Source organism: Streptomyces sp. NPDC127117 (genome assembly GCF_042677325.1).
In the GTDB taxonomy this organism is placed as follows: Bacteria; Actinomycetota; Actinomycetes; order Streptomycetales; family Streptomycetaceae; genus Streptomyces.
The window spans coordinates 1-24239 of record NZ_JBHXTM010000058.1 but is presented as its reverse complement, the minus strand read 5'-3'; the positions used below and the strand labels follow the sequence as shown (position 1 = coordinate 24239).

The following is a 24239-nucleotide window of genomic DNA, read 5'->3' as shown; positions in this document are numbered from 1 at the left end:
GGTGCAGCAGGACGGGTCGCCGATGTGCGTCCTGCGTACTGCCCCGGCCGCGACGGGGAGGCGGCGCCGGGACACGCCGGGACGGAAGCGCCACGGGCCGGTCGGTCCGTCGCCATGGCGGGTCGCGCATGGTGTGCGGCCCGCTCCCGCAACGGCGGCGGCACAAGTCCATGCCGACAGAGGGGTCTTCCCCGAGCTTGTCGGGATGGAGCACGATGATTCCCTGCACGAGGTGCTCCTTGTCAATGCCAGTGGGACAGCGGCGGCCATTCGTTCCGGCCCCCGGGACGGGACGCACGGCTTGGTGCCGAGAGCTCCGAACCCGGATGGTCACCGGCCGCCGCGCGGAAGACTCGCTGTGCACTCACAGACTGAGCGTTTTCCAACCTCACGCTGATGCGTGGTGAGGGACGGGGACAGCCTTGACGACGTCGGTGATGCGGTTGGTGCTGCGGCGGAGCTTCGCAGGAGGCGCCACCCCTTGAGGGTGCACCATGGCCTGCTCGCCGAGGCAGCGGATCTTGGCGTGGGTGGTGTTGTGGCGGCGCTTCCACCGCTTGAGGCGGCGGCCCCGAAACGGGATCCCCTTCTTCACCATGATGGTCGCCTTGGGCTACGGTCGTGCCCCATGTCTGCAAGGGAGTGGTGCTGATGCCCCGCCATGTACTGGCCGCGACGAGCATGGACGGCAGGGAGATCGCCCGCGAGGAGCGCCCCGCCGCGCCATCGCTCACCGTGGTCGCCGCGTACGGAGACTTCCATGCCTGCGAGTACGTGACCGTCTCCCAGGGGGAGTCCGTCGGGCTCTACGCCCGCGATCCCGGAGGCACGTGGGACGCTGTGAGCCCCGGGACCGACGCGGTGACCGCCGACGAGATGCGCCTGTGGTTCGAGCTCACCCACCACTACCCGGGCCCGGACGGGGCGGACCCGAGCCATCCGCTGGGCAGGGCCCCGCAGCCGGGTGCGGTCGGACGTATCGACGAGCGGCGCGCCATCGCCCTGGTCCAGGAGCACATCGCCACCGGCGGCCTGGACTACCCGACCCAGGGCCTGGTCGCGGATCGGTTCGCCGCGGGCTGGAGCGTATACGCGCCCGTCGACGTCGACGACAGCGATCCCATGGCCTTCCTCGACATGCCCGTCGGCCGTTCGGTGTTCATGGTCGGCGACACGGGGCGCATCAAGGAGGTCACCTCCGCGATCCCGCCCGAACAGGCCGCCGCCCTGTTCACCGCGGAGGAGGCCTTCGTACGGCGTCCGCCCGCCGAGGAGACGTTCATGAACGACCTCAAGGCGGAGTTCGAGCGCCTCGATGCCCGGTCCGGGCAGCCGGGCGCGATCACCGACTTCACCGTCGTCGGCGCCCCGCCCGAGGACGTGACGGCGGCCCGCGTGACCGCGCTGACCGACGAGATCGCCCGCCAGCTGGCGCTGTGCGGACCACAGCAGTGGGAGCGCATGGTGGCAGCATTCTCCTGCGCCGTCTCTGCCGAGACGGCCGATCTGCGCTTCTGGCAGCACGAACGGCCCATGGAGGCACGGGTGCCGGAGCAGATAGCCCTCCTCGTACGCCGCCAGCGCCACCTCGCGGCCGCCATGCCGGCCGGACCGTGGCTGCGTCTGATGGTCGCCGTCACCAAGGGATCCGGCGGCCAGGCCCAGGTCTCCACCCAGTACGACTACGGTGACGAGCGGCTCCCCGACGGGCAGTTGCTCGCCCCCACGCACTACCGCAACGACCTCGCCGCCTACCCGCGGACCGAGGTACCGGCGTGGCTGCGGGCCTATGCCGGGGCGAACGGCCAGCGCACGGCATCCCCGCACACGGCACCTCCGCGATCCGCACCCCCGCGCCAGGAGGCCCCCGAGCGCCCCTTCGTGGACAGTCTGGTCGGCTGGACGACACACGTGGTCGCCGACCAGCAGCGGATCACGTACGGCGGTGACTCGCTGGCCTGGGAGGAGATCGAGTGGGTCCGGTATCCCGTCTCGCGGACCAAACACCAGGGCTTCCTGTTCCCCTCCATGTACACCAATACGTACACGTTCGGCGTGGGCAGATACGGGAACTCACCGGAGAGCCTGGGAAATCTGATCTGGAGCAAGGGCGGCAAGAGGGCCGAGGCCCCCGAAGCGTGGCGGGCCCTGGTCCAGTTCGCACAGCGTGTCCTGGAACCCCAGCTGCTCGCGGAGCATCTCAACCTGATCCGGCGCGGCGGGTCGTTCACCATCGGCGAGATGCGCGTGCACCGCGGCGGGCTCACGCTGCGCGGGGTCATGGAGGCCGATTGGGGTTCGATCACGGACGTCGAGGTCGCGAACGGCCTGGTGTGGATCCATGAACGGGGCAGGCAACAGCCGGTGAGGGTGTCACTCGGCAGCGCCAACGCCGTACTCCTGCCCCGCATCGTGGCGGCCATGGCCGGCTGAACCGCGGCTATCCGTGCAGTCGCCCCGAGACCTGCGTGATCTCCTCGGCGCCCAGCGGGTACGGGCTGCCGTACAGCAACGGACCGGTGACGACGGCGGGACCGGTGACGGGCGCCACGCCGTGATCGGACGCGAGCCGACTGGCCACGGGGTTGGGCGGGCCGGAGCGCGCCCGACCCGGGCCGTCCTCGGCGCACCAGAGGGTGAGCTCCTCGCCGAGCTTGGTGGAGCGTATGTGCTCCGAACCGAGAAGACGAGCGACCTCCTGCACGAGATCCATCCCGTACGACGCGGTCTTCACCTGCTGGATGCCCCTGTCGGACACGAGCAGCACGCCGGACGTCGCCTTGTTCCGCTTGAACAGTCCCATCCCGTCACTCTATTGACGCGGCCACATCACCTGCCACCCTCTTCCCTGACCCCGTCACGCGCCGGCGCTTCCCCGCGCGCGGTGCTCCTGGCAATCCGCACATGCGGAGCCATGGATTTCGCTCAGCGGGGGTGAGCCTTCTCGAAGCTGGCCGCTGAACGAAAACCCGGGCGGTAAGGTGACCAGCGAGCCCGTCACGGCTGCTTCCATCGCGGGTGCCGGCGTGAAGCCTGAGTGCGGCAAAGGCGGTCGCCCCCGTGCAGGAGGCGACCGCCGGAAGTCTGCCTAGGGTCAGTGAGCCGTTTCCAACCTGACGGGTGGTCGGATCGGCAGCCCCGGCGTGGGCACGAAGAAAGCTCCTGGTAGACGGGTTCACGACCAAGATCACCAGTCCGCCAGGAGCTTCGCGTGCTTGTCTACCCGTCCGCCATCGATCTGTCCAGCCGCACCCTGCGGTACCTCGCCGGCCTGCTCGCAGACCACCGTCGCCGGATCGGTTCCCGGTGGCGCCGCCTGGCCTGCGGCCGACAGGCCCTGCTCGACCTGGCCCATCTGAGGTGCGGCGATACCTACGCCCGTCTCGCCACGGGCTTCCGGATCGGAATCGCCACGGTCTACCGCTGCATACGCGAGGCCGTCGATCTGCTCGCCGCCCTCGCGCCCACCCTGGAGCAGGCGTTCGACGGAAGGCGTACGTGACCCTCGACGGCACCGCGTTCCCGATCGACCGCATCGCCGCCGACCGGCCGCACTACTCGGGCAAGAAGAAGCACCACGGGATGAACGTGCAGGTCCTCGCCGATCCCGCAGGACGCCTGATCTGGGCCTCCGACGCCCTGCCGGGAGCCACCCACGACCTGACCGCGGCCCGGACACACGGCATCCCCGACGCCCTCGCCGCCGACAACATCAAGTGCTGGGCCGACAAGGCGTATCAGGGTGCCGACCCCGCGATACGCGTCCCGATCCGGGGGAGGCACCTGCGCGGCTGGCGCCGACGTCACAACCGCGACCACGCCAAGATCCGCAGCCTCGGCGAACGCGCTATGGCGATCCTCAAATGCTGGCGGCTCCTGCGAAAAATCCGCTGCAGCACCACCCGGATCACCGCCCTCGTCCGGGCCGTCGTCGCCCTCGAACTCGCCAGCTGATCAAGATGGAAAAGGCTCACTGCTTCCGTCCTCGCCGAGATCGGCCACTTAAAGCTGACCGGCAAGGTCAGCGGAGAGAAGCTGGACGCCGATGTCACTCTCTCCGTGGAGATCGAGCCGGGGAACATCAGGACGTTCCCCGTCACGGGCAGTCTCCTCGCCGAGATCAAGCAGGACCTCAGCGGCCCTGACTTCCGGGGCACGATCAAGTTCTGGACCAAAAAGAACGACACGGGAAGGTACGACCTCTACGGCCAAGTGCGCGGCCAATTCCCCACCGGGCGAAACACGGCCACGGGCCTCGAAACCGACGACATCAAGTTCACGACGCTGCATTCCTGACAGGCACTTCGAGGAATGGGGTGTTCCGGCGCGGGCCGCCCGCCTCGACGGCGTCTCGGCATGATCTCGTCGGACCCGTAGCAGTCGCGGTCCGGGGCGTCTGCCTTGTCCGGGCCCGGGCGCGTCAGGCTCTGCGGTCGTTGGCTCGTGGCGGTGCAGGGTTCCGCCTCCGGACGGGCTGTCCGGAGGCGGACGTCACCCTTGTCAGCCGGGTGCCAGGACGGCGGCGAGTGCCCGGAGGGTGCGCCGGCCACGTCCGCACAGTGCACGTACGGTGCCGACTGGGTGGGTACCAAGCTGCGGTGGAAGCTCACCTAGGACGACTATTCGACGCGGGGAACGCCTCCCGAACCGCCAGAGAAACGCTGCTCCTCGTCATCGACAGAGCCACGCAGAGCGGAGCGGTGACTGCCGCAGCCGAGGGCTGCCTGATCGGGCGAGCCGAGTCACCCTCTTCGTTGCGGTGCGTTGGCGGGGGGGCACCCAAACCAGTGCTATACATTCCGTGATCAATCGGACACAAAGTGTGACCGCTCTAAGTGGAGGAGTCCTTCATGCGCATCCGATCTGCGTGCGTCATGGTTGCCGCAGCGCTCAGCGCGACCGTACTCGGGGTGGGTACCGCCGACGCGACCGGGCCGCTGAGCGGCACCAAGGTCCGCGCCTGGGCCAGCGGTCTCGTCCTCGGCGTCGCCAGCAACTCGACGGTCGGCGCTGCCCAGCTCCAGTACCAGACCGACACCGACGCCTTGGCCCAGAAGTGGGCCATCGACCCGGTCACCAGCACCACCTTCCTGCTGCGTAATCTCAACAGCGACATGTGCGTCACCGCTATGAGCGCGAGCACCGGGGACGCCCTCCAGCAGCGTCCGTGCGATCCCCGGTGGGAAGAGCAGACCTTCACTATGGCGGACTCCGGCAAGCCCAGCCGGCACCTGCTGCGCAACCTGGCCTACAACAAGTGCATGCAGCAACTGTCCTCCTCCGCCGTGCCCACCATCGCCGTCCTGAACGACTGCGCCCCCGCCAACAACTACCAGGCCCACTCGTTCGACGTCCGCTGACCCCTTCAGGGCGGTCGGGTACACCGGCACGAAGCAGCATCACGAAAGCCCCCTGCCCCGGCCGAAGCCGGGCAGGGGGCGCTGTGACGATGACGGGAGTGGGACGGGTCGTAGATGGTGCCGCGCCCGGTGTGGCCGGAGCCACCGCACTCGGCACACCTGCCGTCAGCAGCCCAGACCGGCCCAACAGACCAGGAGAGGGTCCAACAGATACCGCAGGAGATACCGCCAGGGATCGCGCAGGGGATGACGCAGGAGATCCCGGGCCAGGGCACCCTCCTGCCCGGTGCCGGCCAGGGCCGTGGGGCCCGCCCACGGGCCAGCGTCTGCGCGCGGGACGGCACCGAGGACCAGGCGGCCGCGGGCGACGGCCGGCCACCGGGCGCCTGCCAACACCGAGGGCCTGTCCGCGGTGGGACAAGTGGAACAGGTGGAACAGCCCGGTTCTCCCGGTGGAACGCTGGAACGGCGGCGGGCCTCACAACGACGCGGGCTCCGTATCCGATGCCAGACGGGCATGGAGTTCCACGTCGAAGCGGACGCCGTTGTATTCGAGTTTCTGTCGTTGCTGTCCTTCCACCGCGAAGCCAGCAGCACGGGCCACTCTGCATGAGGCGGGATTGTTCACCCGGTGCCCAAGCTCCAGCCGGAAGAGCTCCGCGTCATCGAAAGCCCAGCGGGCCACGGCACGACAGGCGCAAGAAGCAATGCCCCGGCCACGAGCCGTTGCCGTCGTCCAATAGGACACCCATCCAGTGGTATGACGCCGATCCACTTGGCTGACACACACCTGGCCGAGAACGAGGTCATCGCCATCGACGACGGCGAAGGAATAGGCAGAGTCCGCAGCCCACTGGTCATCGCGAGCTGCTATCCACCGTTCGGCAGCCTGGACAGAATTGACTGGCTCGCTGGCCTGGCCACGCATGAGCGGATCCGCGAACGCGACCATCACCGCCCAGGCATCCTCGGCCCTCCATCCCCGCAACACCAGGCCAGAGGAAGCATCCACACGATCGCGCACGGCGCGAGTCTTCCTCAGCAGACATCGCCTGTCACGTCGGTTTTCCCCAGCAGCCGACAACCCAGCCAGGGAGCCAGGCTCCAAACCGCACCTGCCAGGGAGTGAGTCGGCTTCCACCGCAGAGAGTGACGTCATTTTCTCACCGACATCCAGGCGGCGAAAGATCACCAACCGCCTCCCGACCCCGTCCACATCTGCTGTTCCTAGAGATGCACGAAGCCAAAGTCCGTCACCCTCACTTACCAGAACGCCCCGAGAAATTGTCAAGGGTTGTGGACTGGGTCGTTGCCGTCTACCGCTGTTCCCACTCGGTCCGGGTGAGTTCGTACTCGACTTCACCGTGCTCGGAGCCCTCGATCGCCTCCGGCCAGTCCCCGGTGAAGTTCCGGACGAAGGACAGGCCCGACTTCTCCATGACGCGGCGGGACCGGATGTTGACGGTCATCGTGTTCGCCGTGACCCGCTCGACCTCCAAGTTCGTGAACCCCTTGTGAATCAGGGCCCGGGAGCCTTCGGTGGCGTAGCCGTGCCCCCATGCCGCCTGGTTCAACCGGTAGCCGAGCTCGAACACGGCGGGGCTGTGCTCGTTCAGCGGCCGGAACTCGAACCAACCCAGGAAGGTACCGGTGGTCCTCTTTTGCGCGGCCCAGTAGCCGCGGATCCCCCAGCACGGGTAGTCGTGCAGGAGTCGCGGCAGGGTCCGCGTCTCGATTGCCTCGCGGTTGGTGGGGCGGCCTCCGTCGATGAAGCGCATGACCTCGGGGTCGTTGTCCAGGGCGAGCAGGTGGTCGGTGTCGGCCGTCGTGAACGCGCGCAGGACGAGTCGGTCGGTCTCCAGGAAGTTGGTCATGCCGCGATCTTCACCACGGGTTGGCGGGCCTGCCACCGGTTTTCCGGCCGGCGGTAGTCGGTGGGGTTCATGCCGCGCGGGCCGCGGATCTCTCGCTAGGACGCCCCGCTCGAAGCCGGCCCCGGCACCGACCAGCGCGACGAGGTGGGGTGCGTTCACGGCTCGTCCAGCACTCCGAAACTCTAAATCACCTGGGCCGCCATCACCCTCATGATCAGGCGCCTCGCCCGGAAAGGCGCGACCCCCAGCTGGCCGAAGAATCCGACCGCTGCCGACGGCTGACCGGCGAAGGTCAGCTGGACGAATGAAGCCTCACCCCATCCACTTGGGCAGAGCAACGTCAAGCCCGGCCATGCGCCATCAGGGCTGCGTGAGGCAACGTCAGTACACCGCTCGGACCGGCAAGCTCCGTGCGCAAATACGCGTGTCTGACCGTTCGAGGCGATGAGCTGTTCGAGCTGGTGGACGCGGTGCTGTGTGCGCCGGGTGCGATGCACTCGGCGGTCGAGCTGACGCTCCCAACTCGTCCCGGGTCGGAGCACATGATCAGGCGAAGGCCGCCTCAGCGTCCGGCGAATGCCCAGGCCAGCGGACCAGTTCGAAGCGCATTTCGACACGGGAGGGCAAGAACAGCTCAGCGGAAGGGACCGTCGGGTGTGAAGGCGTGGGCAGCGAAGCGCTTGCCCATTCGGCGGTACGCGGCGGCGGTGGGGTGAAGGCCGTCGGTCAGGTCGTCTGTCTCGTCCGGGCCGAGCAGTGCTCGTCCGTCGAGACAGTGGAGGTGGGGATCAGATGCCTGTCGTGCTGCGGCGATCCGGGCCAGCTCGGTGCGGACCACCGTCAGCGACAGTGCGCCGTCGGCCACATCGGCCGGGTCGCCCAGGGCGGTGATCCTCCCGTCCGGTCCGGTCCTGGTCGGGCCGGGAACCTGCTCAAGGGCCGGGCAGCTCACCGGGGAGATCAGCAGGAGTGGGGTGTCCGGGTGACCGTCCCGGATCGTGTCCAGAAATCCGTGTACCGCCGGGCCGAACGTCCGCAGCCGGAAGGCGGACAGGCTCACGATGTTGATGCCCACCTTCAGGCTGATCAGGTCAGCCGGCGTGTCGCGGATCGTCCGGGCGACGTAGGGGTCCAGCAGTGCGTTGCCCGCCTGGCTGAGGTTGATCACCTCCACCCCTCCGAGCGCGGCTGCCACCACCGGCCAGGTCCCGGTCGGACCGTCAGCCTCGATACAGTGGCTGATGGAACTGCCGTGGTGCACCCAGCGGCGCCGCCCGTCCTGCAGCGGCGCCAGCACGTCGCCGTCGGCGCGCAGTGCCACCAGTTCCGTAGGGGTCTGCTGCGGAAGCCACAGCTCGACGTTCTTCATGCCAGCCGGCAGTCCGGCGAACCGTACGGTTCCGGGTTTGCCCGGGATGAGTCGCTGTGAGGCTCCGGGGCCCGCCATTCTCAGTACGTTGCCCACCGGTGCCTGCCGACGCCCGGCCAGGGCACCGTCCACCAACAACTCCAGCATCCCGGTCGGGCGAGGGTGGGGGTCGGCGGCGAGCTGGCCAGTGGAGGTGAGTATCTCCAATTCCAGTGCGCGTGCATCGGTGCGGAACACCAGCCGCACTCCCGAAGGCATCACGGTCACCCCGTAGACCGACGGGTCCTGGTACTGCTCCTTGGTCCACGCGGGCAGCCGGCGCGGCATCACCCCTGCCGCTGTGGTCTCCAGGTCCAGCGCACCCCGTAACTCCACCGGCCCGCCCACCAACGGGACCGTCCGCATCGTCACCGTCACCGTTCCTGTCCCAGGTCGATGTGTTCCGGGGGTGGCATCGGGCCGGTGCCTCCGTGGTTCATCGGCGTCCGCCGAACTCCCAGGCGTGGACCTCGATGTCCCCGTACCGGTCCGGAGTCAGGACGGCGCGTGCCGAATCCGGGTTCGGGGCCCTGAGCAGCACTGCCGTACCCAGCCATGTGTCGCCGTCGTCGGCCAGCAGTGGCCCGTACGCGATCAGTTCGTCCTGGTCGGGCGGCAGGTTGAGGTCTGCGGCCGGGCCTTCGCCGAGGCCGAGGACCAGGTACTGGCTGCCACTGCTTCGGTCACCGGGAAAGTCCCACATGGTGCGCCCCAGCATGTTGCGCCATCGGCGCAGCAGCACGTCCCGGTACGCTCCGGCCTGGTAGTTGGGTTCGTCGAAGGCGAACGCGCGGGCAGCGGCGGGGTCGGGCAGATCGATGATGTGCACGCTTCCGGTAAGCGTCTCACCATCATTGGTGAAGGTCGGGCCGCGGGCGATCAGTTCCTTCGCGTACCGGTCCATGTAGGACCAGTGCTTCTCCAGCAACTCCTCGCGCAACGCGAGGGAGCCCGGCCGGTCTCGGTGGTAGCAGAAGTACTCCATGGTCACAGAGCTTTCCTCACCAAGGATGCCATCTCAACCGGCTTTGTCGCCGAAGACCCCGCGTTCCAAACGAAACGGCATTCCGTCAAACGGCGTAGCCACCACGGCTGCACGGTCTCAGCCAAGTGGCATGCGCTGCTCTGCAGTCGAGTGACAGAGACCGCGTCCGGCGCTGACGTCCCCAGTTCGGGACGACCTACAGCCGCCGTTCCCGGGGTCCTTGTCGCCCTTCGCCCGATTGCTGCCGGCCGACACCGCGATCAGCTGCGAATGGACCAGGTCGTTGGCGAAGGCGCGCCGCTCAGGCGTCGTCCACTCCGAGGCCCCGGAGCGCCAGGCTTCCTTGAGGGGGACGACGTGGTCGATGTCGATGCGGGAGACGGAATCGATGGTCAGGCCGTCGTACTCGGAGTACCAGGTGCCGGACACGGCGCGGCACTGGTCGTCCTGGACGACGTTCTGGCCGTCGCGTTGAAGCGTGACTTCGCGGGTTATCTGCATGCGTTCGCTGACTTCGTGCCACGTGGGCCACAGGGGCAGGCCGCTCCTGTGCCTCACCGCTGTCGACCATACGGTGAGGAACGAGATCCACAGATGATGCAGGAGAGCACCACCGCATGTTCAGAGCAGAGAAGGCGATATCCCCGGCCACCGGGGAGATCACCTGGCTTCTCGTCGACGAGGAGACGTACGTCCCTCACCCGGAGAGCCTTGAGTCCTCCATCCACCTACGTGCCAAGAACCGCTCACCGCAGGCCCAGCGCAACTATCTGCCCCGCGTCGGGCGGTTTCTGAACTGGTGCTCTGGACGTGGCACCGACTGGAAGAGCGTGTCGCTGGGCGAGATGGCGCGCTATAAGTTCCACGCCGAGCAGACGCCGGACCCGCGCACCCTCCGTCTGCCGACCGGTAAGACCGTGAATGCCGTGGTGGGCACGGCCTGCGGGTTCCTGCGCTGGTGTGCGGCGACCGGTGTCGTGGCTCCCGAGGTCGCGTCCGCGCTCAGCGAGCCCCGGTTCCTCCAGTACACGCCGAAGGGCTTCAACGAAGGCGAAGACGGTCAGTTCCGGCACGTCAGCGCCCGTGTCCTCAAAGCGGCCGAGATCGAGATGCCGCCCGCCGTCCTGCTCACCGGGCAAGCCGACCGGATCATCTCGGCTGCTCGCACCGCGCGCGACCGCTTCCTGCTCGCGCTGCTCCTGGGGACCGGTCTACGCATCGGCGAGGCACTTGGCCTGCGGCGCGAGGACATGCACTTCCTGCCCGACTGCCAGCATCTCGGCTGCCAGATTGCCGGGGCACACGTGCACGTCAGGCCCCGCCAGAACAACAGCAACGGTGCACGCGCCAAATCCGGGAGGCACCGGCATGTTCCCGTCGAGAGGCGGGTGGTGAACGCCTACCGGGACCACCTCGTCGAGCGCGACGGTGTCCAGGAGGCAGCGTAATGCGACTTCGTGTTCGTGAACCTGGTCTCGCGCCATGCCGGTCTACCCATGTCGTACTCGAATGCCAAGCAGATCACCGAGCGGACCGGCGCCCGCTGCGGGTTCCGGGCCCGGCCCCACATGATGCGGCACACGGCGGCAACCGCCTGGATCCGTGCGGGAGTCGACCCTGACGTGGTGCAGACCCTGCTCGGTCACGTCTCCGCGGCCAGCACGGCTGTCTACCTCCATGCCAGCGACGACGACCTGCGGGCAGCGGTCGATCTGGTGGCAGCCGGGGGAAACCGATGACTGTCGCGCACGACTACGCCGAACTGCCCGCGCGCCAGGTGGCACGGCCCGACTGGGCGGCCTGGCTCGCCGACCGGCTCGACCTCCAGTGGCGGACGGATGAGTGGGATCCCGGCAGCCTGCTGTTCACAGCGGATCTGGACAACCCGCGGACCCGGGCCTTCGCCTGCCGCGTGACGGCCTGCGACACGCTGGTCGAGGTCGCCAGAGTCCCGCTGCGAAGCTTGCCGGGCCGTCAGCGCACGGCGCGGTCAGCCGGCCGACTTCGATACGACCCACACCTCGGCCCTGCCCGCGGTGCGACAGCCCAATGTGGGGGACGGCCTGCAACCGGGCCGCGCACAGTTCGCTCTCGGGGACCTCTCCACAGCGGTGCGGGCTGAGATCCTCTTGTGCCTTCAGCACCGTGACAAGGAGGACCGCCCGGTCGTGCCCGCGATGATGCGCCGCATCATCCGCAACCTCCCCCCGAGGCTGCCCTCGCTTCTCGACCTCGACACGCCGCTGTCCGTCACCGACCTCCCCAAGACCACGCACAGCCTGGTCAACGACATGCAGGTCAGACTCCACCGGGCCCGTATCCAGTACGACGGTGTCGATCCGACGCTCGCAGACGTCTGGGACTGCGCGCTGGTGGGGCTGCTGTCCGCGCCGAACCGCCGCTATCCTGCGGCCAACGGGCACCTGGACTTCCAGCCGAACCGGCAACGGTGGCTGCGTGAGATCGTCAAGGAGTACGGGCGGGCCGTGCGGCCCACCGTGACGGAGCTGAGGCGCACGGCCAACGTCGCGGCGCTCGCCTCGAACGCACTGGCGTCCAGGCCCGCCGCCGAGAGGCCGCAGACACTCGCCCTGGCCGACATGACCCTTGTTGTCGAGGCCATCGAATCCGCCCGTATCCCGAAGGACGGCAGCGCCTACTCGATCGCCCAGCGCAAGGCGATGCTGGGCTGGTGGCGTCGGCTCCTGCAGTACGCGCGCCTGGCCGGCCTGATGGACGACATCCCGGGAACCTTCGCGCTCAGCCCCGAACTGCACAGCATCGAGGCTGTCGACACAACCGAGGACGAGAGCGGCGACGCGATCCCCGAACACGTCATCGCCCAGCTCGACCGGTACCTGCCACTGATGGGCGCGGGCTCCACCTACAAGCACGCCGACTGGCAGGCTGGTGACTTCGCGGCCATGTACCAGGAGGTCTACCGGATCATCCGCGACACCGGGCGCCGTCCCGAGGAAGCCAACTCGCTCAAGCGCGACTGCCTGCGGTGGACCGACGGCAAGCCGTCCCTCATCTACGACCACCGAAAGCGCAGACGTTACGGCCGACGCCTTCCCATCAGCCCGGAAACCGCCCGGCACATCCAGCAGTGGCAGAAACACCGCGACAGCCTCCCGGAGATGCCGGGCTGCGAGGAGTGGCTCTTCCCCGCACCCGGAGCCACCCGCAGGTCCCGCGTCAGGTACCTGACCGCTCACTACTTCTCGTCCAAGGTCTTCCGCGACTGGGTCCACGCGGTCCCCGAACTCCTCGACAACCGCCTCGACGACAACGGCGACCAGGTCGCCTTCCGCCGCTCCGAGATCATGGCCTACGGTCTGCGGCACGCCTACGCACAGCGGCACGCCGATGCCGGGACCGCCATCGACGTGCTGTGCAAGCTCATGGACCACCGCTCGCTCGACGTCACCATGGACTACTACACCGTCTCCCAGGAGCGCCGTCGCAAGGCCGTCGAAACGGTGGCGGTACTCGCGACCGACCGCCACGGGAATCCGAGAGGCTCCAGCGACCCGCTCGCCTACGAGCCGCGATCCGTCGCGGTGCCGAACGGAGGATGCACCGAACCCAGCAACGTCAAGGCCGGCGGCGGGCACTGCCGCATCCGCTTCCAGTGCGCCGGCGGCGACTTCTACGAGCCCGACCCCTCCTACCGTCCGGCACTGGAGCAGACCATCGCCGATCTGCGGGCAGACCGGGAGGCAGCGACCGCCATGGGCGCGGCGGACTGGGTGCTGACGAACTTTGATCACCAGCTGAAGGCATACGCGAAGGTCCTGGCCGAGATGGATGAGCGCCTGGCCGGTCTGTCACCGCAGGAACGGGAAGCGGTGGAGACGGCGTCGAAAGAGCTGCGGAAGGTCCGCGCCGCCCAGGCGTTCTTCCCCGGAGACACCCTGGACATCCGGAGGACCCCGTGACGGATCCGACGCGGAACAGGCCCGGCACGGCATTCCGGCCGCCGCCGTTCTCCCCGGGCGACGGGTCAGCGAGGCCAGTCTGCAGACCGACCTCGCACTCGCCCGCGAAGAGATCAAGAGCCTGAAGACAGAACGGGACCGGCTCCAGGACCGGGTCAGGCTCGCCCTCGGCGCCGAGATCGACGACGTCCAGCGAACCGAACTCCTCCGCCGCATCCGGGACCTGGAGAGCCACAACGCGCTCCTGATCTCCGACCTTGCCGAGCAGACCGAGCGAGCCGGAAGCCTCGAACGCCGCACAGCTGAACTGGAAGACGAGGTCACCGCGGTCCGTAGAGCCCTCACACGAACCATTCGAGCGGTTCCGGACCCGGCTCAGTAGCCGCTGGAGCCCAGATCCTGGCCGCTGTCGGCGGCATCCTCGCCGTCGCCGTACGCGGCGGGTACGGAGAGGAGGGCCACCCGAACGGCTCGGCGCCGGGCGACGCTCGGCGCCGAGCAGGCTGCGAAGCCCGGCAATCGCCTCCTGAGGGCATGAAGTGCGGCCGGACGCTGTCCGTTCTCCGATGCCGGAACTTTCGTCATCAGCCTCAGCAGCGAGCAGGCCCCAGCCTGTGCCGGTTTGTCCGCCGACGGCGGTGTGTTCATCGGGCAGCACGCGGGCCAGGCCGCGGGAGAGGCGGGTGGCCCGGTGCCCGGGACACCTGCCCCGGGGGTTCGTGGCCCTTCCCGGGCCGGGACGGCGGTGGGTGACGACACCGGGCCCCACCCCTTGACCGGCCGGGTGAGCCGACCCGCTACAGCTTGCCGATCCGACAGATTGGCGGGTTGACCAATTGCTTCACTGCCTGAGCATGCATCGGGGCCGACCCGGGTTACCAGTTCCGGACGGGTGGCCAGGGGCCGTCCCGGAGGTGGGGCGCGTGGGAGGGTTGTCGTCGGGCGGCCAGCTCACGAGCGGCAGACCGGCTTTGAGGACACGGTTGGGTACCTGTCTCTCTCCGACTCTTCGATTTCGCGGGCGACGGCCGCGCAGATCCTGCTGATTGCGGTGTCCGGTGCGATATAGAACCAGAGCCGCACGACGGTGGCGACGTAGCCATCGCCGTAGGCGGTGGTGGCGAGGGTGTGTCCGTCGGGGCTGAACGCCATCGGCGCAAAGGACCTCTGGCCACCGGCGGGGGCGGTGGTGGTCTTGCCGGTAGTGGTGTCCCACAGCCGCACGAAGCCTCCGCTTCCAGCCATGGCGAGGGTGTGCCCGTCCGGGCCGAACGCCACCGACGTCAGTTCACCAAGGTGGTCGATCTCGGGGCCGGTGGTCTTGCCGGTGGTGGTGTCCCGCAGCCGCACGAGGTGGTCCTCGCCGACGATGGCGAGCGTGCGCCCGTCCGGGCTGGACGCCACCGACATCGCGCGGTTGCCGACGCCATTGGCGATGTCGGGGATGCTGGTTTCGCCGGTGGTGGTGTCCCATAGCCGCACGGAGTGGTCGTCGCCGACGACAACGAGGGTGTGCCCGTCTCGAATGAACGCCACCGCCCCCTGCGGTTGCCGATGCCAGCGGCGAAACGACGCCGCAAGGGACGGTGCGCGGCGTCGCGGAGGGCCTCGCCAGCCTCTTCGGTGGGGCTGGTGCGATAGGCGGCGACTGCGAGGAGGGACGAGAGTTCGGGCTCGAACGCGACCAGGGAAACGGACTGAGCGGCGAGCTGCCGGGGCAGAGCGTCCTGTTGGGCGGCCACCGCTGCCTGCTGCCGCCAGAGCGCAATGCCCGAGGCGATCAGCGCGAGGGCGAGAGCGGTGGCCAGGACGGTGTTGAGGCGTCGGCTGCGGCGAGCGGCGGCCTGCTGGCGTTGGCGTCCAGCGGTGAGGAAGTCGTCGAGGTCGACGGACAGCCGACGCTGGCGGGACCAGTCGGTGCCCTCGGCCAGGAGGGTTCCGGCGGGCAGATCCTGGGGGTCGCGGTGTTCCTTCCAGCGGGTGTGCTGTTTGCGGGCTCGGTCGAACCAGTCTAGGAAGCGGGCGTCCTCCTCGACCCATTCACGCAGGGTGACCCAGTCGCGAATGAGCGCGTCGTGGACCAGTTCGGCCACCGCGGTCCCCTCCACGATCTCCGGCCGTCCGTCGTCGTGGACCCGGTCGGTGGTGACGATGCGGTGCCGGGAGAGGACCGCCAGGACCTCGTCCACGGCCCGCAGCGTGGCGGGAAGCTTCTCCCCGGCTGCCATGTCGCGCAGGTCGCTGATCGGGAACTGCTGGCGTGCGGCCGGGATGTTCAGGGACGGGTCGGCGGGGCGGACCAAAGCGGTGAGGATTCTGCGGGCGATGTCCCGTTGCCGGGGGTCGAGTTCGCGTAGGGCGGTGTCGCACCACTCAGTGAGGGCACCGGTGACGTCGCCAATGCGGCGGTAGGCGTCGTGGGTGAGGCAGCCGTCATACTCCAGGCGGCGTTCCCACAGCCGGGTGAGGGCGACTTCGAGCAGGGGCAGCACAGTGACAGGCGCGCCGTGGACGCCGTCGGTGCGAGGGTTCAGCTCCAGGACGTCGGCGATGATCCGCTCCGCCAGACCCGGCTCGAAGGCCGTGCCCAGGTCGCGGGCGGGGCCGGTGACGATCGCGTCGAGGTCCGCGGCGGTGAGAGTTGCAGGGACGTTGAGGACACCGCTTGCCCGCTGGGCGGTGTCCAGCAGGTCCGGGGCGAGCACGGACAGGCGGGAGTAGAAGTCGTCGCGCATCACGAGGACCACGCCGAGAGCCGCGTCGGAGCGGATCGCGGCGGTGATCCGGTCAAGCGCCTCAAGCGCCTGAGGACCGGCGGAGGGGGCGAGAAGTTCCTCGAGCTGGTCCACGACCAGCACCACACGGGGTCCAGAAGTCGTGCGGGCCGCCCCGCCGTCCTCGGCCTCACTCCCGGGCAGACCCGCGCGGGTGAGGGCGGCCGGCAGGTCCGGGCCCGGGCGCGTGAGCACCTGGCGCCAGCGGTCACTGCCCGGCTGCCGCCCCTCCGCCAGCGCCGGCAGCACCCCCGCCTGGACCAGGGAGGACTTCCCCGAACCGGACGGGCCGAGCAGCAGCGCCACCCGCCGCCCGCCAGCCAGACCCTCCAGGACCTGGCGCACCGCCTCCTCAGGGCCCCGGAACCAGCGGGCGTGCTCGTCGGTGAACGTCTCCAGCGCCCGGTAGGGCGACACATCCAACTCGCCGAGATCGGGCCACACCTCCCGCAGCACGGCGGTCGGGGTGACGTAGGCGATACCCAGGCCCCGGTCGTAGCTGTCCGGCGCGGTGATCGCGGTGAGCATCCCCACCACCATGCCGGTCACCTCGTCCAGCACCGGCCCGCCGCTGAACCCGGTGGTGAGGTCGTTGGCCTCGGTCAGCTGCAGCAGCTCACCGACACTGTCAGCGGCCGGCAGGAGGCCGCCCGCCGTAGCGAACCCGAAGTGCCCGCCCGGCGGCGCATGCGCGGGGAACCCGAACGAACGCACCCCATGACCGCGACAGCCCGCCGCAGACCCCAGCGACAACGGCGCCGCGCCCACCGCGTGCTCCAGCCGCACTAGGGCGACGTCCTGTTCATGCGGCTCGCGCCACGCGGCCTCCAGCACCTGGCCGGTGACCTCCGGGACACCAGGCACGTGCGGGAAGACCAGTGCCACCGCCGCACCGGGCGCGTAGCCGCCGTCCGCCAGGACGTGCGCGCACGTCACCACCAGGTCCTCGGCGACGAGGAAGCCCGCCCCCACCACCAGCCCGGCCCCGTCACGAACCTGCGCGACCGCCGCCGCAACCGCGTCTACCACCATGCCCTGCACCCCCATCCCGCAGCCACTCGATCAGGCCGCCGGCTCGCCACCAGCCGCAGAAACGCCGTCGGCGGGAGCGCCGGCCTCGTCCCTGCTCCACACCATGCGCACCGTCAGATGGCAGTTGGCCGTGGTCTTCGTGATCACCACCCCGGCCTCCGTGGAGAGATCGACCCCGAACTCCACCTCCACCTCGGCCGGCCCCGCATCCCGCAGCCGCCGCAGCACCGTGCGCGCCATGTCGGTCACCGGCTCCAGCGCCGATCCAAGAGTCGCCGGAAGGTCCCGGACCGCGTCACCGACCCGGCCTGCCTTCACCGGCCCGGCCGCGCCCTCCGCCGCCTCGACGAGAATCGAGCCCCCGCCCTCCAGCGGCACCCGCGCCAACTGCTGTCCCACGTCGCCGCTCCCTCACCGCCGGCCCATGGCGGCCACAGTCACACCGCAGTACGCGCACCGGCACACAGAGAAACCGCGAACTCCCCAACAGATAGAGGTAATTGGACCACCCTGACCTGCCGCCTGCACAGGCGTACGACCACCACGCCAGGCACGCCCGCAGACACAGGCGGACCGCAGGGAAGGAAGCCACTGAACCCCGCAGCAGCCCGACGCCACCGAACTTTCCGCAGCCTCATTTTGCTGAGAGTAATAGTCAAGACCTGTGGATCACGTCAGCTCGGGTGTGCGGGGTGTTGTAGGCCACGGGTGGCTGCGTTTCGAACGCGGCGGGTTCGTCCGTGTTCGGCGAGCAGGATGAGGGCCTCGGGCGAGGTGGCGGCCTGACCGGTCGCGGCCGTGTGCTGGCACCAGTCGGATGCGGTGGTCAGTTCCTCGGGGGCCCAGGTTTCCCCCAGGGTGATTGCTCTGAGCAGGATCCACTCCTGCAGGCGGCGGGTGAGGAAGTCGCGTTCGGCGATGACGCCGGTCAGGGTGTGGGCCCAGGCCGTGAATCGGGGGTCGGCCAGCAGCCGGGCGGCCCGGTGGTCGATGTGGCGGACTATCGCGCTCTGGGCCATGGTCGCGTCCTCATCACGCAGAACGGCGGCCACCAGCTTGGCCTCGTCTGTCTCGGCGACGGTTTCCAGGGCCGTGAGGTAGCGGGCGAAGCGCCGGTGCTCGGCTGGTTCCTCACCGATGTAGGAGTCGGTCACGCGGCTCGCCCTTCCGGTCGCTTGACGAGTTGCCCGCGTTCGAAGCGGGCTCCGGCGCGGACGAGGGCAACGAGGTGGGGTGCGTTCACGGCTCGCCAGCGGGCCTGGGCGGACTCGACAAGCTTGAAGACCATCGCGAGGGCGGGAGCCGGCGTCGCGGGTGACCTTGGTCCGCAAGCGGACGGTCGCGAAAGTCGAGTCGGTGGGGTTGGTGGTCCGCAGGTGGATCCAGTGCTCGGCAGGGAAATCGTAGAACGCCAGCAGCTCGTCCTCGTCATCGACGATCCTCTTGACGGCCTTGAGGAACTTCGCACCATACTGCTGGACAAACGCCTTAACAGCCCGGGCCGCGTGGTCGTGATCTTCGGCGTTGCAGATGTCCTGGATCGCTTTCTTCGCCGCCGGCTGGGCCGACTTCGGGAGGCTGTCGAGGACATTCGCGGTTTTGTGAACCCAGCATCTTTGCGAGCGAGTTGTCGGGAAGACCTCGGCGAGGGCCTTCCGAAAGCCGAGGGCGCCGTCACCGACCGCGAGGACGGGAGCACGCATCCCGCGCCGGGCGGTGTCGCGCAGCAGGTTCGCCCAGGACTCCGGCGACTCGCGGTAGCCGTCGGCCATTGCGATGAGTTCCTCGGTGCCGTCGGTGCGCACGCCCATCAGTACCAGCACGCAGGCTTTCGCCTGCTCCAGGCGGATCTTCAGGTGGATGCCGTCGGCCCAGACATAGACGTAGTCCGCCTCGGACAGATCGCGCTCGCCGAATGCGGTGTGGTCGGCCTGCCACTGCGCGGTCAGGCGGGTGACCGTGGCCGGGGAGAGGCCGGCCGAGCTGCCCAGGAACTGCTCCAGCGCGGGCATGAAGTCGCCGGAGGACAGGCCGTGCAGGTAAAGCAGCAGCACCTCGGATATCTTCGGGGACTTCCGCGCCCAGGGCGGCAGGATCGCCGAGGAGAACCGCTTACGCTCACCCGTGGCCGCATCGATGGGCTTGTCGTTCACGCGCGGCGCCTTCACCTCGATCATCCCGGATGCCGTGGTGACCTTGCACGCCTGATGATGGCCGTTGCGGACCACCGAACGACGCCCCAGATCATCCTTCTCTCCGGTCAGCTCGGCTATATACGCGTCGACTTCGGCCTCCAGCGCGGCGGCCAACATCCGCCGCGCACCCTCCCGGACGATCTCGTCAATGAGGGATCCATCTCGCGTCGAGCCGTCGTCGTTGACTACCGTGAGCACGGGCGTGCCTTCCCGACCGACGCGCCAACGTCGGCCTACTCGATACCAGTCGATCGATCACTCGGGAAGGTACGCCCTCCCGAGCCGATCCACAGGATCTGAGCATTGCTCAACACTGGCTGTGCCTCACGTGCCTCAGACAGTGGTCTTCAACTGCATTCCTCTACTACCACCGGCCTTCCGTGAGTCTCCGGAACCAGCAGTGCAGATAACGCGGGTGTCGCAGGTGCCGTGCTGGGTGATCCAGTGCGGGAACTTCGCCCGGGAGTAGCCGGGGACGTCGTCCTCGCCGGCCACCACCAGGTCCCCGAGGAGCTCGCGGGCCTTGGCCGCGTCCGGCGGTTCGGGGAGCCCGCGCAGGGACGGTGCCTGACCGGCGGAGGCCTGTCGGGCGGGGCGTGGGGGCCGGCCGCGGTAGCGGTGGCCGGGGCGGCGGTCAGCGCGAGCCCGGCAAGAGCCGAAACAGCTGTGAGGAGCGCGGTTCGGCGCAGATGACGAGTCATGCCGATCATGCTCAGGCCCAGGCCTAGGCCCAGGCCAACGAAGAATCGTTGCTGCCCGGCAGGCGTCACCCGCCCGGATAAGAAGTCGTACCGGGCGCCGCAGCCGGGCCCGTGACAGTGCATACGAGAGCGTCCCCTGGCCAGCAGTCAGACACGGGCACCCTCACCGCATCCGGGTCACGGTGAGGGTGCCGTGCCGGCCAGACCCGGCCAGCACCTCCACGGCCAGATCCGACTCCACCCGCGTGTACGGCTCGCCCCCTGCCCGCCGCTCCCTCACCACCGCGCCGCTCAAGGCCTCACCGACACGAGCCGCCAGGACAGGCTCCAGGCGCGCGGACACCCTGGCCGGCCCACCCTCGTCCCCCACCGCCAGAACCAGAAGGTGCGGCCTGAACACGGGGCCGGTGAACCCCAACACCAAGGCGTCGACCGTGTCCGCGTGCCGAACCTTCAACCACCAGCGCTGCCCTGACGGCGGATAGCCCGCCCCGCCGCGCTTGCAGACAATCCCCTCGATGCCCTGCTCGCGCAGGGCGTCGTACCAGAGCACGGCGACGTCCCGGTCATCGGTCGCCGGGGTGACCTGGACCGGCGGCCCGACATCGGCGAGAAGCTCCAGGAGGAAAGGCGCGGCGCTCGGTGTACGGCAGGTGTCGGCAGTCGCCGATCTTCGGGTCCGGGTGCTGCAGAACATCCCAGCAGACGTACGACGCCGGATGCCGGGCTGCCAGTGCGCGGGCCCGGGTCACGGATGACGCGGCCCGTGACTGCGCCGCGGCGAAGTCGAGCCGACCGTACCGCCAGATCACGGCCTCCCCGTCCAGAACCGTGCCGCGGCGCAGTGTCACGCCAGCGACGACCAGGTCCATCCAGTGCTGGGTGACGACTCTGCCGGACCGGGCGTACAACACGACAGTCTCGTCGATACGGCGCAGCACAGTCCGGTGGCCGTCGTACTTGGGCTCGTACCACCAGCCCGGCCCCTCGGGCAGGACCGGTACGGCCTGGGCCAGTGCCACCTTGGTCGGGAACTCCACGAAACCGATCCTGCGAGCCCGGCGCCCGCGAGGCGCGTCGGACGGTCCGTACGGCCCTACCTGAGGTCAGGGTGTATCGCGACATGCGAGAGCATGCCGGATTGCAGCGAGGGTTTCCTCGTCAGTGGCATTGAGCTGTCTGGCGGCGGCCGCGTAACTGCTTGCGTGTGCCGCGAGCTTCGCTTTGATGTCGGTAGTGGTAGCAGGGGCGACGACCTGGGTACCAGAACCTCGGCGGCTCTTGACCATGCCAGCGGTTTCCAGTTCGCGGTATGCCCGCACAACGGTGTTGTTGGCCAGCCCGAGGTCGGAAGCGAGCTGGCGCACGGACGGCAGTCTGTCCCCCTGCGTCAGCCGGCCGACGGAGATCAAATCCGCCAGTTGTACGCGGAGTTGCTCGTACGGCGGGACAGGGGAAGCGTGGTTGACACAGATGCTGATGCCATTTGTTGTCATGGTCGGCCCTTGATGTAGGCCTGCGGCAGCAACAGGACACCCAGGCAGTGACACGCGGTCAGTGCGGAGGTGAAGGCCGTGACGGCCAGCCCCCACAAGGCCACGTCCTTCATCCCGCCCGCGCAAGACAAGCTCAGCACCACAACGCCCATCGTCAAGGAGACAGCGAAAAGAGGGGCAGTCACCAGCACTCCCCATGCGCCGACCGCCGCCCGGACGTTCGTCCGACGTTGATCGTCGCTCCCGCACCGCGCGGTGACACGGCGCAGAAGCAACGTGCAGGCAACAGTACCGAGGGCGAGACCGCCGAGGGCCGGCCATGCGTAGTGGGGGCCCGGCCAGGGCGAAAGCAGCTGGGTGCCCTCCGGGCACATGACAGACAGAGCACGTCCTGAACGACCGTCGGCGTCCGCCGAGCCCGTTGTCGCGGCGACGATCAGGAGGACCAGCAGGACAACAGCCTGCGCGGTCAGGGCAGCAGTCAGGAATCGGGGCAGATTGTCCCGGATCCGGCGCGCTGCAACCTCGGCCACTCGTAGCCGGCCAGGAATCGGGCGCGCTATTACATCTGCCGCGAACACGCCGCCCATGACACACAGGCCGAACACGGGGAACCCGTACAGCAGATCCACATCGGACTCGGGGCTGAAGGAGACCAGGGCGTTGACAGTCAGACCGGTCGCCGCACCGGCCCATCGCACGGGAGTCTCAAGCCTCGCCCGCCTCGCTCTTTCCGTTCCCGCGGCAACAGACATGGCAACCCCGTTCCCTCCCACAACGTGTATCAACTATGTGACACACTGCCCCGACAGACTGAACTGTGTCAAGGAAGTAACACACTTGGCCGGTCTTCGGTCGTCCTCATCTGCTCCGCGGTCCCCCAGGGCGCCGGAAGTGGCCCACGGGGCGTTTCCTTTCGGCAGGCGGTTCACCGGACGGGCGCAGCACACGGGCCCGGGCCCCGTCCGCTTTGGAGCGGGCCTTCAGGCAAGGACAGCGGGGACGGGGGGTGGTCCAGCCGTGAGCGCTGCATCGGTGAATCGCCTCGTGAAGGGGCGTTTCCGCTCAGTGGTCCATCAGCGCCACACCCCAGATCCCGGCCGCTGCCCCGACCGGGTCGACCATAGCCTGGAGACTCTTCACTCGGGCAGCGGCCTCGCGGGTCTCGATGCTGTCGCCCGTCGCGGTGAAGACGTGGACGCCGAGCAGCCATACGGAGACCAGCGCGAGGAAGTCGTGCAGGTTCCGCCCCACGACCTCGGCGCGCGCGGCAGGTTCGGCGTCCGCGGCGGGCAGGAGGAGGATCTGCCCGGTCGGGCCGTCGATGACGACGTCGTCGCCCATCCAGAGGCCGATCCGGTAGTACGGGCCGGTGAGGGTGACCTGTTCGCCGCCCGGGCCGCGGGCGCCGGTGAGGCCGGTGGGCCCCGCCAACTCGCGAAGGAACCGCTCCGGTCGCGGCGGCAGCGGGCCGGTGTGGGTGCCGTGTTGCACGCTCCACCAGTCGGGGTCGCGTTCGAGGCCGAAGAAGCCCAGGCCATGCACATCGCGGAACGACGGGATTCCATGCGTGGCCAGGAAGTCGCGGGTGGCCCGGTGGGTGAGTCCGGCGGGGACCAGCGGCGACGGGACGCCGACCAGCGTGCCGCCCTCGGACGCGAAGAAGGTGTCCAGATCGGCGGGTCGGGGCGCGGGCCCATGGCGCGGGATGGTGGCGGGGGCCCTGAGGACGGCTGGGCAGGCGGCCTCGACGCGGCCGCCGGGCCAGCTGGTGATCCCGGCGAAGGGCGTTCCCGGCGCGGGCACGATGCCGAACAGGCCGCCCTGACCGGCGATCACCACGGTGTCACCGATGAGCACGGGACCGGCGCCCAGAAGGCTGGCGTTCACCGGCTCCGGCTCGGGCCTGTCGTCCTCGCCGCCCGCGGTCGGCCACCGCAGCCCCGGCAGTACCTCCTCGGGATCCCGATTTCTCGGCCAGGGCGCCGTGGCCAACTCCTCGCCACTGTGGGCGTTGTACAGGGTGACGTGGCGCTGCTGGGCACGGTAGGTGGTCGCGGCCGCGACCGGCCGGTCGTCCAGGCGCAGTTCCATGAGGTCGGTGACCGTGGAGCAGTAGAGATACGACAGGTGCAGTGCGGCGGGCGGCCGCCAACGTGTCCAGCTCACCCGCCACGGCATCCGGGGGCCGCTGCCGGTCAGTTCCTGGGCCAGTTCGGTGTCACCGCGCACTGTCGCCTGGAGATGCAGCCAGGCCACCCAGGTCGCCTGGTCGCACGGCAGTAGGGCGTGGTCCCGCGCGTGCACCGCGTCGGCGAGCATCGACCCGATCGGGGCCTCCTTGAGGCCGGCGCCCTCGGCCGCTTCCAGCAGCGCCTCGGGTGCGATGCGGGCCACGTACCGGCTCTGGCGGAGCAGTTCGGTGAACCGCGTGCAGTCCGCATCCCCCGCGGCGAGGTCGGTTGCCGCGCAG

Annotated in this window: 19 protein-coding genes and 6 pseudogenes; 6 read left to right on the top strand and 19 right to left on the bottom strand. The window is 69.1% G+C overall.

The features are described 5' to 3' along the window. Positions 1 to 388: 388 nt before the first annotated feature. Positions 389 to 583 (bottom strand): annotated as a pseudogene (locus ACFVH0_RS34015) (IS5/IS1182 family transposase); the annotation flags it as partial. A 68-nt stretch (positions 584 to 651) separates the two neighbouring features. Here ACFVH0_RS34015 and ACFVH0_RS34010 point away from each other — a divergent pair. Beyond that, entirely contained in the window at positions 652 to 2433 is a 1782-nt protein-coding gene (locus tag ACFVH0_RS34010; RefSeq protein WP_385826564.1) for a hypothetical protein, read from the top strand. A 7-nt stretch (positions 2434 to 2440) separates the two neighbouring features. Here ACFVH0_RS34010 and ACFVH0_RS34005 read toward each other — a convergent pair whose 3' ends face one another. Further along, entirely contained in the window at positions 2441 to 2803 is a 363-nt protein-coding gene (locus tag ACFVH0_RS34005; RefSeq protein ID WP_385826562.1) for a hypothetical protein, read from the bottom strand. Positions 2804 to 3211: 408 nt separating this feature from the next. Between ACFVH0_RS34005 and ACFVH0_RS34000 the strand changes: the two are divergent. From ACFVH0_RS34000 to ACFVH0_RS33990, 3 genes and pseudogenes are all read left to right on the top strand, one after another. Next, positions 3212 to 3954, top strand: a pseudogene (locus ACFVH0_RS34000) (transposase family protein). A 105-nt stretch (positions 3955 to 4059) separates the two neighbouring features. After that, positions 4060 to 4296: a hypothetical protein gene (locus tag ACFVH0_RS33995; protein WP_385826561.1), complete on the top strand. Its 237-nt coding sequence runs from the start codon at positions 4060 to 4062 to the stop codon at positions 4294 to 4296. A 554-nt stretch (positions 4297 to 4850) separates the two neighbouring features. Further along, positions 4851 to 5360, top strand: coding sequence for an RICIN domain-containing protein (locus ACFVH0_RS33990; RefSeq protein ID WP_385826559.1), 510 nt, complete (start codon positions 4851 to 4853; stop codon positions 5358 to 5360). A gap of 478 nt (positions 5361 to 5838) precedes the next feature. On the opposite strand, the gene ACFVH0_RS33985 is transcribed toward ACFVH0_RS33990, so the two are convergent. The 5 genes from ACFVH0_RS33985 to ACFVH0_RS33965 all read right to left on the bottom strand — a co-directional run bounded on the left by ACFVH0_RS33985 (position 5839) and on the right by ACFVH0_RS33965 (position 10128). Further along, a complete protein-coding gene (locus ACFVH0_RS33985; RefSeq protein WP_385826557.1) occupies positions 5839 to 6384 on the bottom strand; it encodes a GNAT family N-acetyltransferase in 546 nt (181 codons plus the stop codon). A gap of 292 nt (positions 6385 to 6676) precedes the next feature. After that, complete coding sequence (locus tag ACFVH0_RS33980) at positions 6677 to 7234, bottom strand: GNAT family N-acetyltransferase (RefSeq protein ID WP_385826555.1); 558 nt, start codon at positions 7232 to 7234, stop codon at positions 6677 to 6679. Positions 7235 to 7868: 634 nt separating this feature from the next. Beyond that, complete coding sequence (locus ACFVH0_RS33975) at positions 7869 to 9008, bottom strand: GDSL-type esterase/lipase family protein (protein ID WP_385826598.1); 1140 nt, start codon at positions 9006 to 9008, stop codon at positions 7869 to 7871. 70 nt (positions 9009 to 9078) lie between these two features. Then, positions 9079 to 9627: a YciI family protein gene (locus tag ACFVH0_RS33970; RefSeq protein WP_189282008.1), complete on the bottom strand. Its 549-nt coding sequence runs from the start codon at positions 9625 to 9627 to the stop codon at positions 9079 to 9081. 117 nt (positions 9628 to 9744) lie between these two features. Beyond that, a complete protein-coding gene (locus ACFVH0_RS33965; protein WP_385826553.1) occupies positions 9745 to 10128 on the bottom strand; it encodes a DUF1524 domain-containing protein in 384 nt (127 codons plus the stop codon). Between the two features lie 116 nt (positions 10129 to 10244). Here ACFVH0_RS33965 and ACFVH0_RS33960 point away from each other — a divergent pair. After that, positions 10245 to 11366: pseudogene (locus ACFVH0_RS33960) on the top strand (tyrosine-type recombinase/integrase). A gap of 438 nt (positions 11367 to 11804) precedes the next feature. Beyond that, a complete protein-coding gene (locus ACFVH0_RS33955; protein WP_385826596.1) occupies positions 11805 to 13568 on the top strand; it encodes a tyrosine-type recombinase/integrase in 1764 nt (587 codons plus the stop codon). A gap of 375 nt (positions 13569 to 13943) precedes the next feature. On the opposite strand, the gene ACFVH0_RS33950 is transcribed toward ACFVH0_RS33955, so the two are convergent. From ACFVH0_RS33950 to ACFVH0_RS33895, 12 genes and pseudogenes are all read right to left on the bottom strand, one after another. Next, positions 13944 to 14087: a hypothetical protein gene (locus tag ACFVH0_RS33950; RefSeq protein ID WP_385826551.1), complete on the bottom strand. Its 144-nt coding sequence runs from the start codon at positions 14085 to 14087 to the stop codon at positions 13944 to 13946. 432 nt (positions 14088 to 14519) lie between these two features. Next, complete coding sequence (locus ACFVH0_RS33945) at positions 14520 to 14918, bottom strand: WD40 repeat domain-containing protein (RefSeq protein WP_385826594.1); 399 nt, start codon at positions 14916 to 14918, stop codon at positions 14520 to 14522. Between the two features lie 150 nt (positions 14919 to 15068). Further along, a pseudogene (locus ACFVH0_RS33940) lies at positions 15069 to 15608 on the bottom strand (hypothetical protein); the annotation flags it as partial. Next, positions 15584 to 17374: pseudogene (locus ACFVH0_RS33935) on the bottom strand (trypsin-like peptidase domain-containing protein); the annotation flags it as partial. The pseudogenes ACFVH0_RS33935 and ACFVH0_RS33940, both read right to left, overlap by 25 nt. 30 nt (positions 17375 to 17404) lie before the next feature. Further along, a complete protein-coding gene (locus ACFVH0_RS33930; protein ID WP_385826549.1) occupies positions 17405 to 17773 on the bottom strand; it encodes a CU044_2847 family protein in 369 nt (122 codons plus the stop codon). A 275-nt stretch (positions 17774 to 18048) separates the two neighbouring features. Further along, positions 18049 to 18528, bottom strand: coding sequence for a hypothetical protein (locus ACFVH0_RS33925; protein WP_385826547.1), 480 nt, complete (start codon positions 18526 to 18528; stop codon positions 18049 to 18051). After that, positions 18525 to 19767, bottom strand: a pseudogene (locus ACFVH0_RS33920) (IS256 family transposase). The gene ACFVH0_RS33925 and the pseudogene ACFVH0_RS33920 overlap by 4 nt, the downstream one beginning before the upstream one ends. A 666-nt stretch (positions 19768 to 20433) precedes the next feature. Continuing rightward, positions 20434 to 20823, bottom strand: a complete 390-nt coding sequence (locus ACFVH0_RS33915) for a hypothetical protein (protein WP_385826545.1) — start codon at positions 20821 to 20823, stop codon at positions 20434 to 20436. A gap of 13 nt (positions 20824 to 20836) precedes the next feature. After that, on the bottom strand, positions 20837 to 21310 hold the full coding sequence (locus ACFVH0_RS33910) for a hypothetical protein (protein WP_385826542.1): 474 nt from the start codon (positions 21308 to 21310) through the stop codon (positions 20837 to 20839). Between the two features lie 66 nt (positions 21311 to 21376). Next, positions 21377 to 21766 (bottom strand): GntR family transcriptional regulator, encoded by a 390-nt coding sequence (locus ACFVH0_RS33905; protein ID WP_385826540.1) that lies wholly within the window; start codon positions 21764 to 21766, stop codon positions 21377 to 21379. Continuing rightward, positions 21763 to 22467 carry a hypothetical protein gene (locus tag ACFVH0_RS33900; protein ID WP_385826538.1) on the bottom strand — a complete coding sequence of 235 codons (705 nt, stop codon included), beginning with the start codon at positions 22465 to 22467 and terminating at the stop codon, positions 21763 to 21765. Before ACFVH0_RS33900 ends, ACFVH0_RS33905 begins: the two co-directional genes overlap by 4 nt. Positions 22468 to 22831: 364 nt before the next feature. Next, positions 22832 to 24239: hypothetical protein (locus ACFVH0_RS33895; RefSeq protein WP_385826536.1), on the bottom strand; the 1408-nt coding region annotated here is incomplete at its 5' end.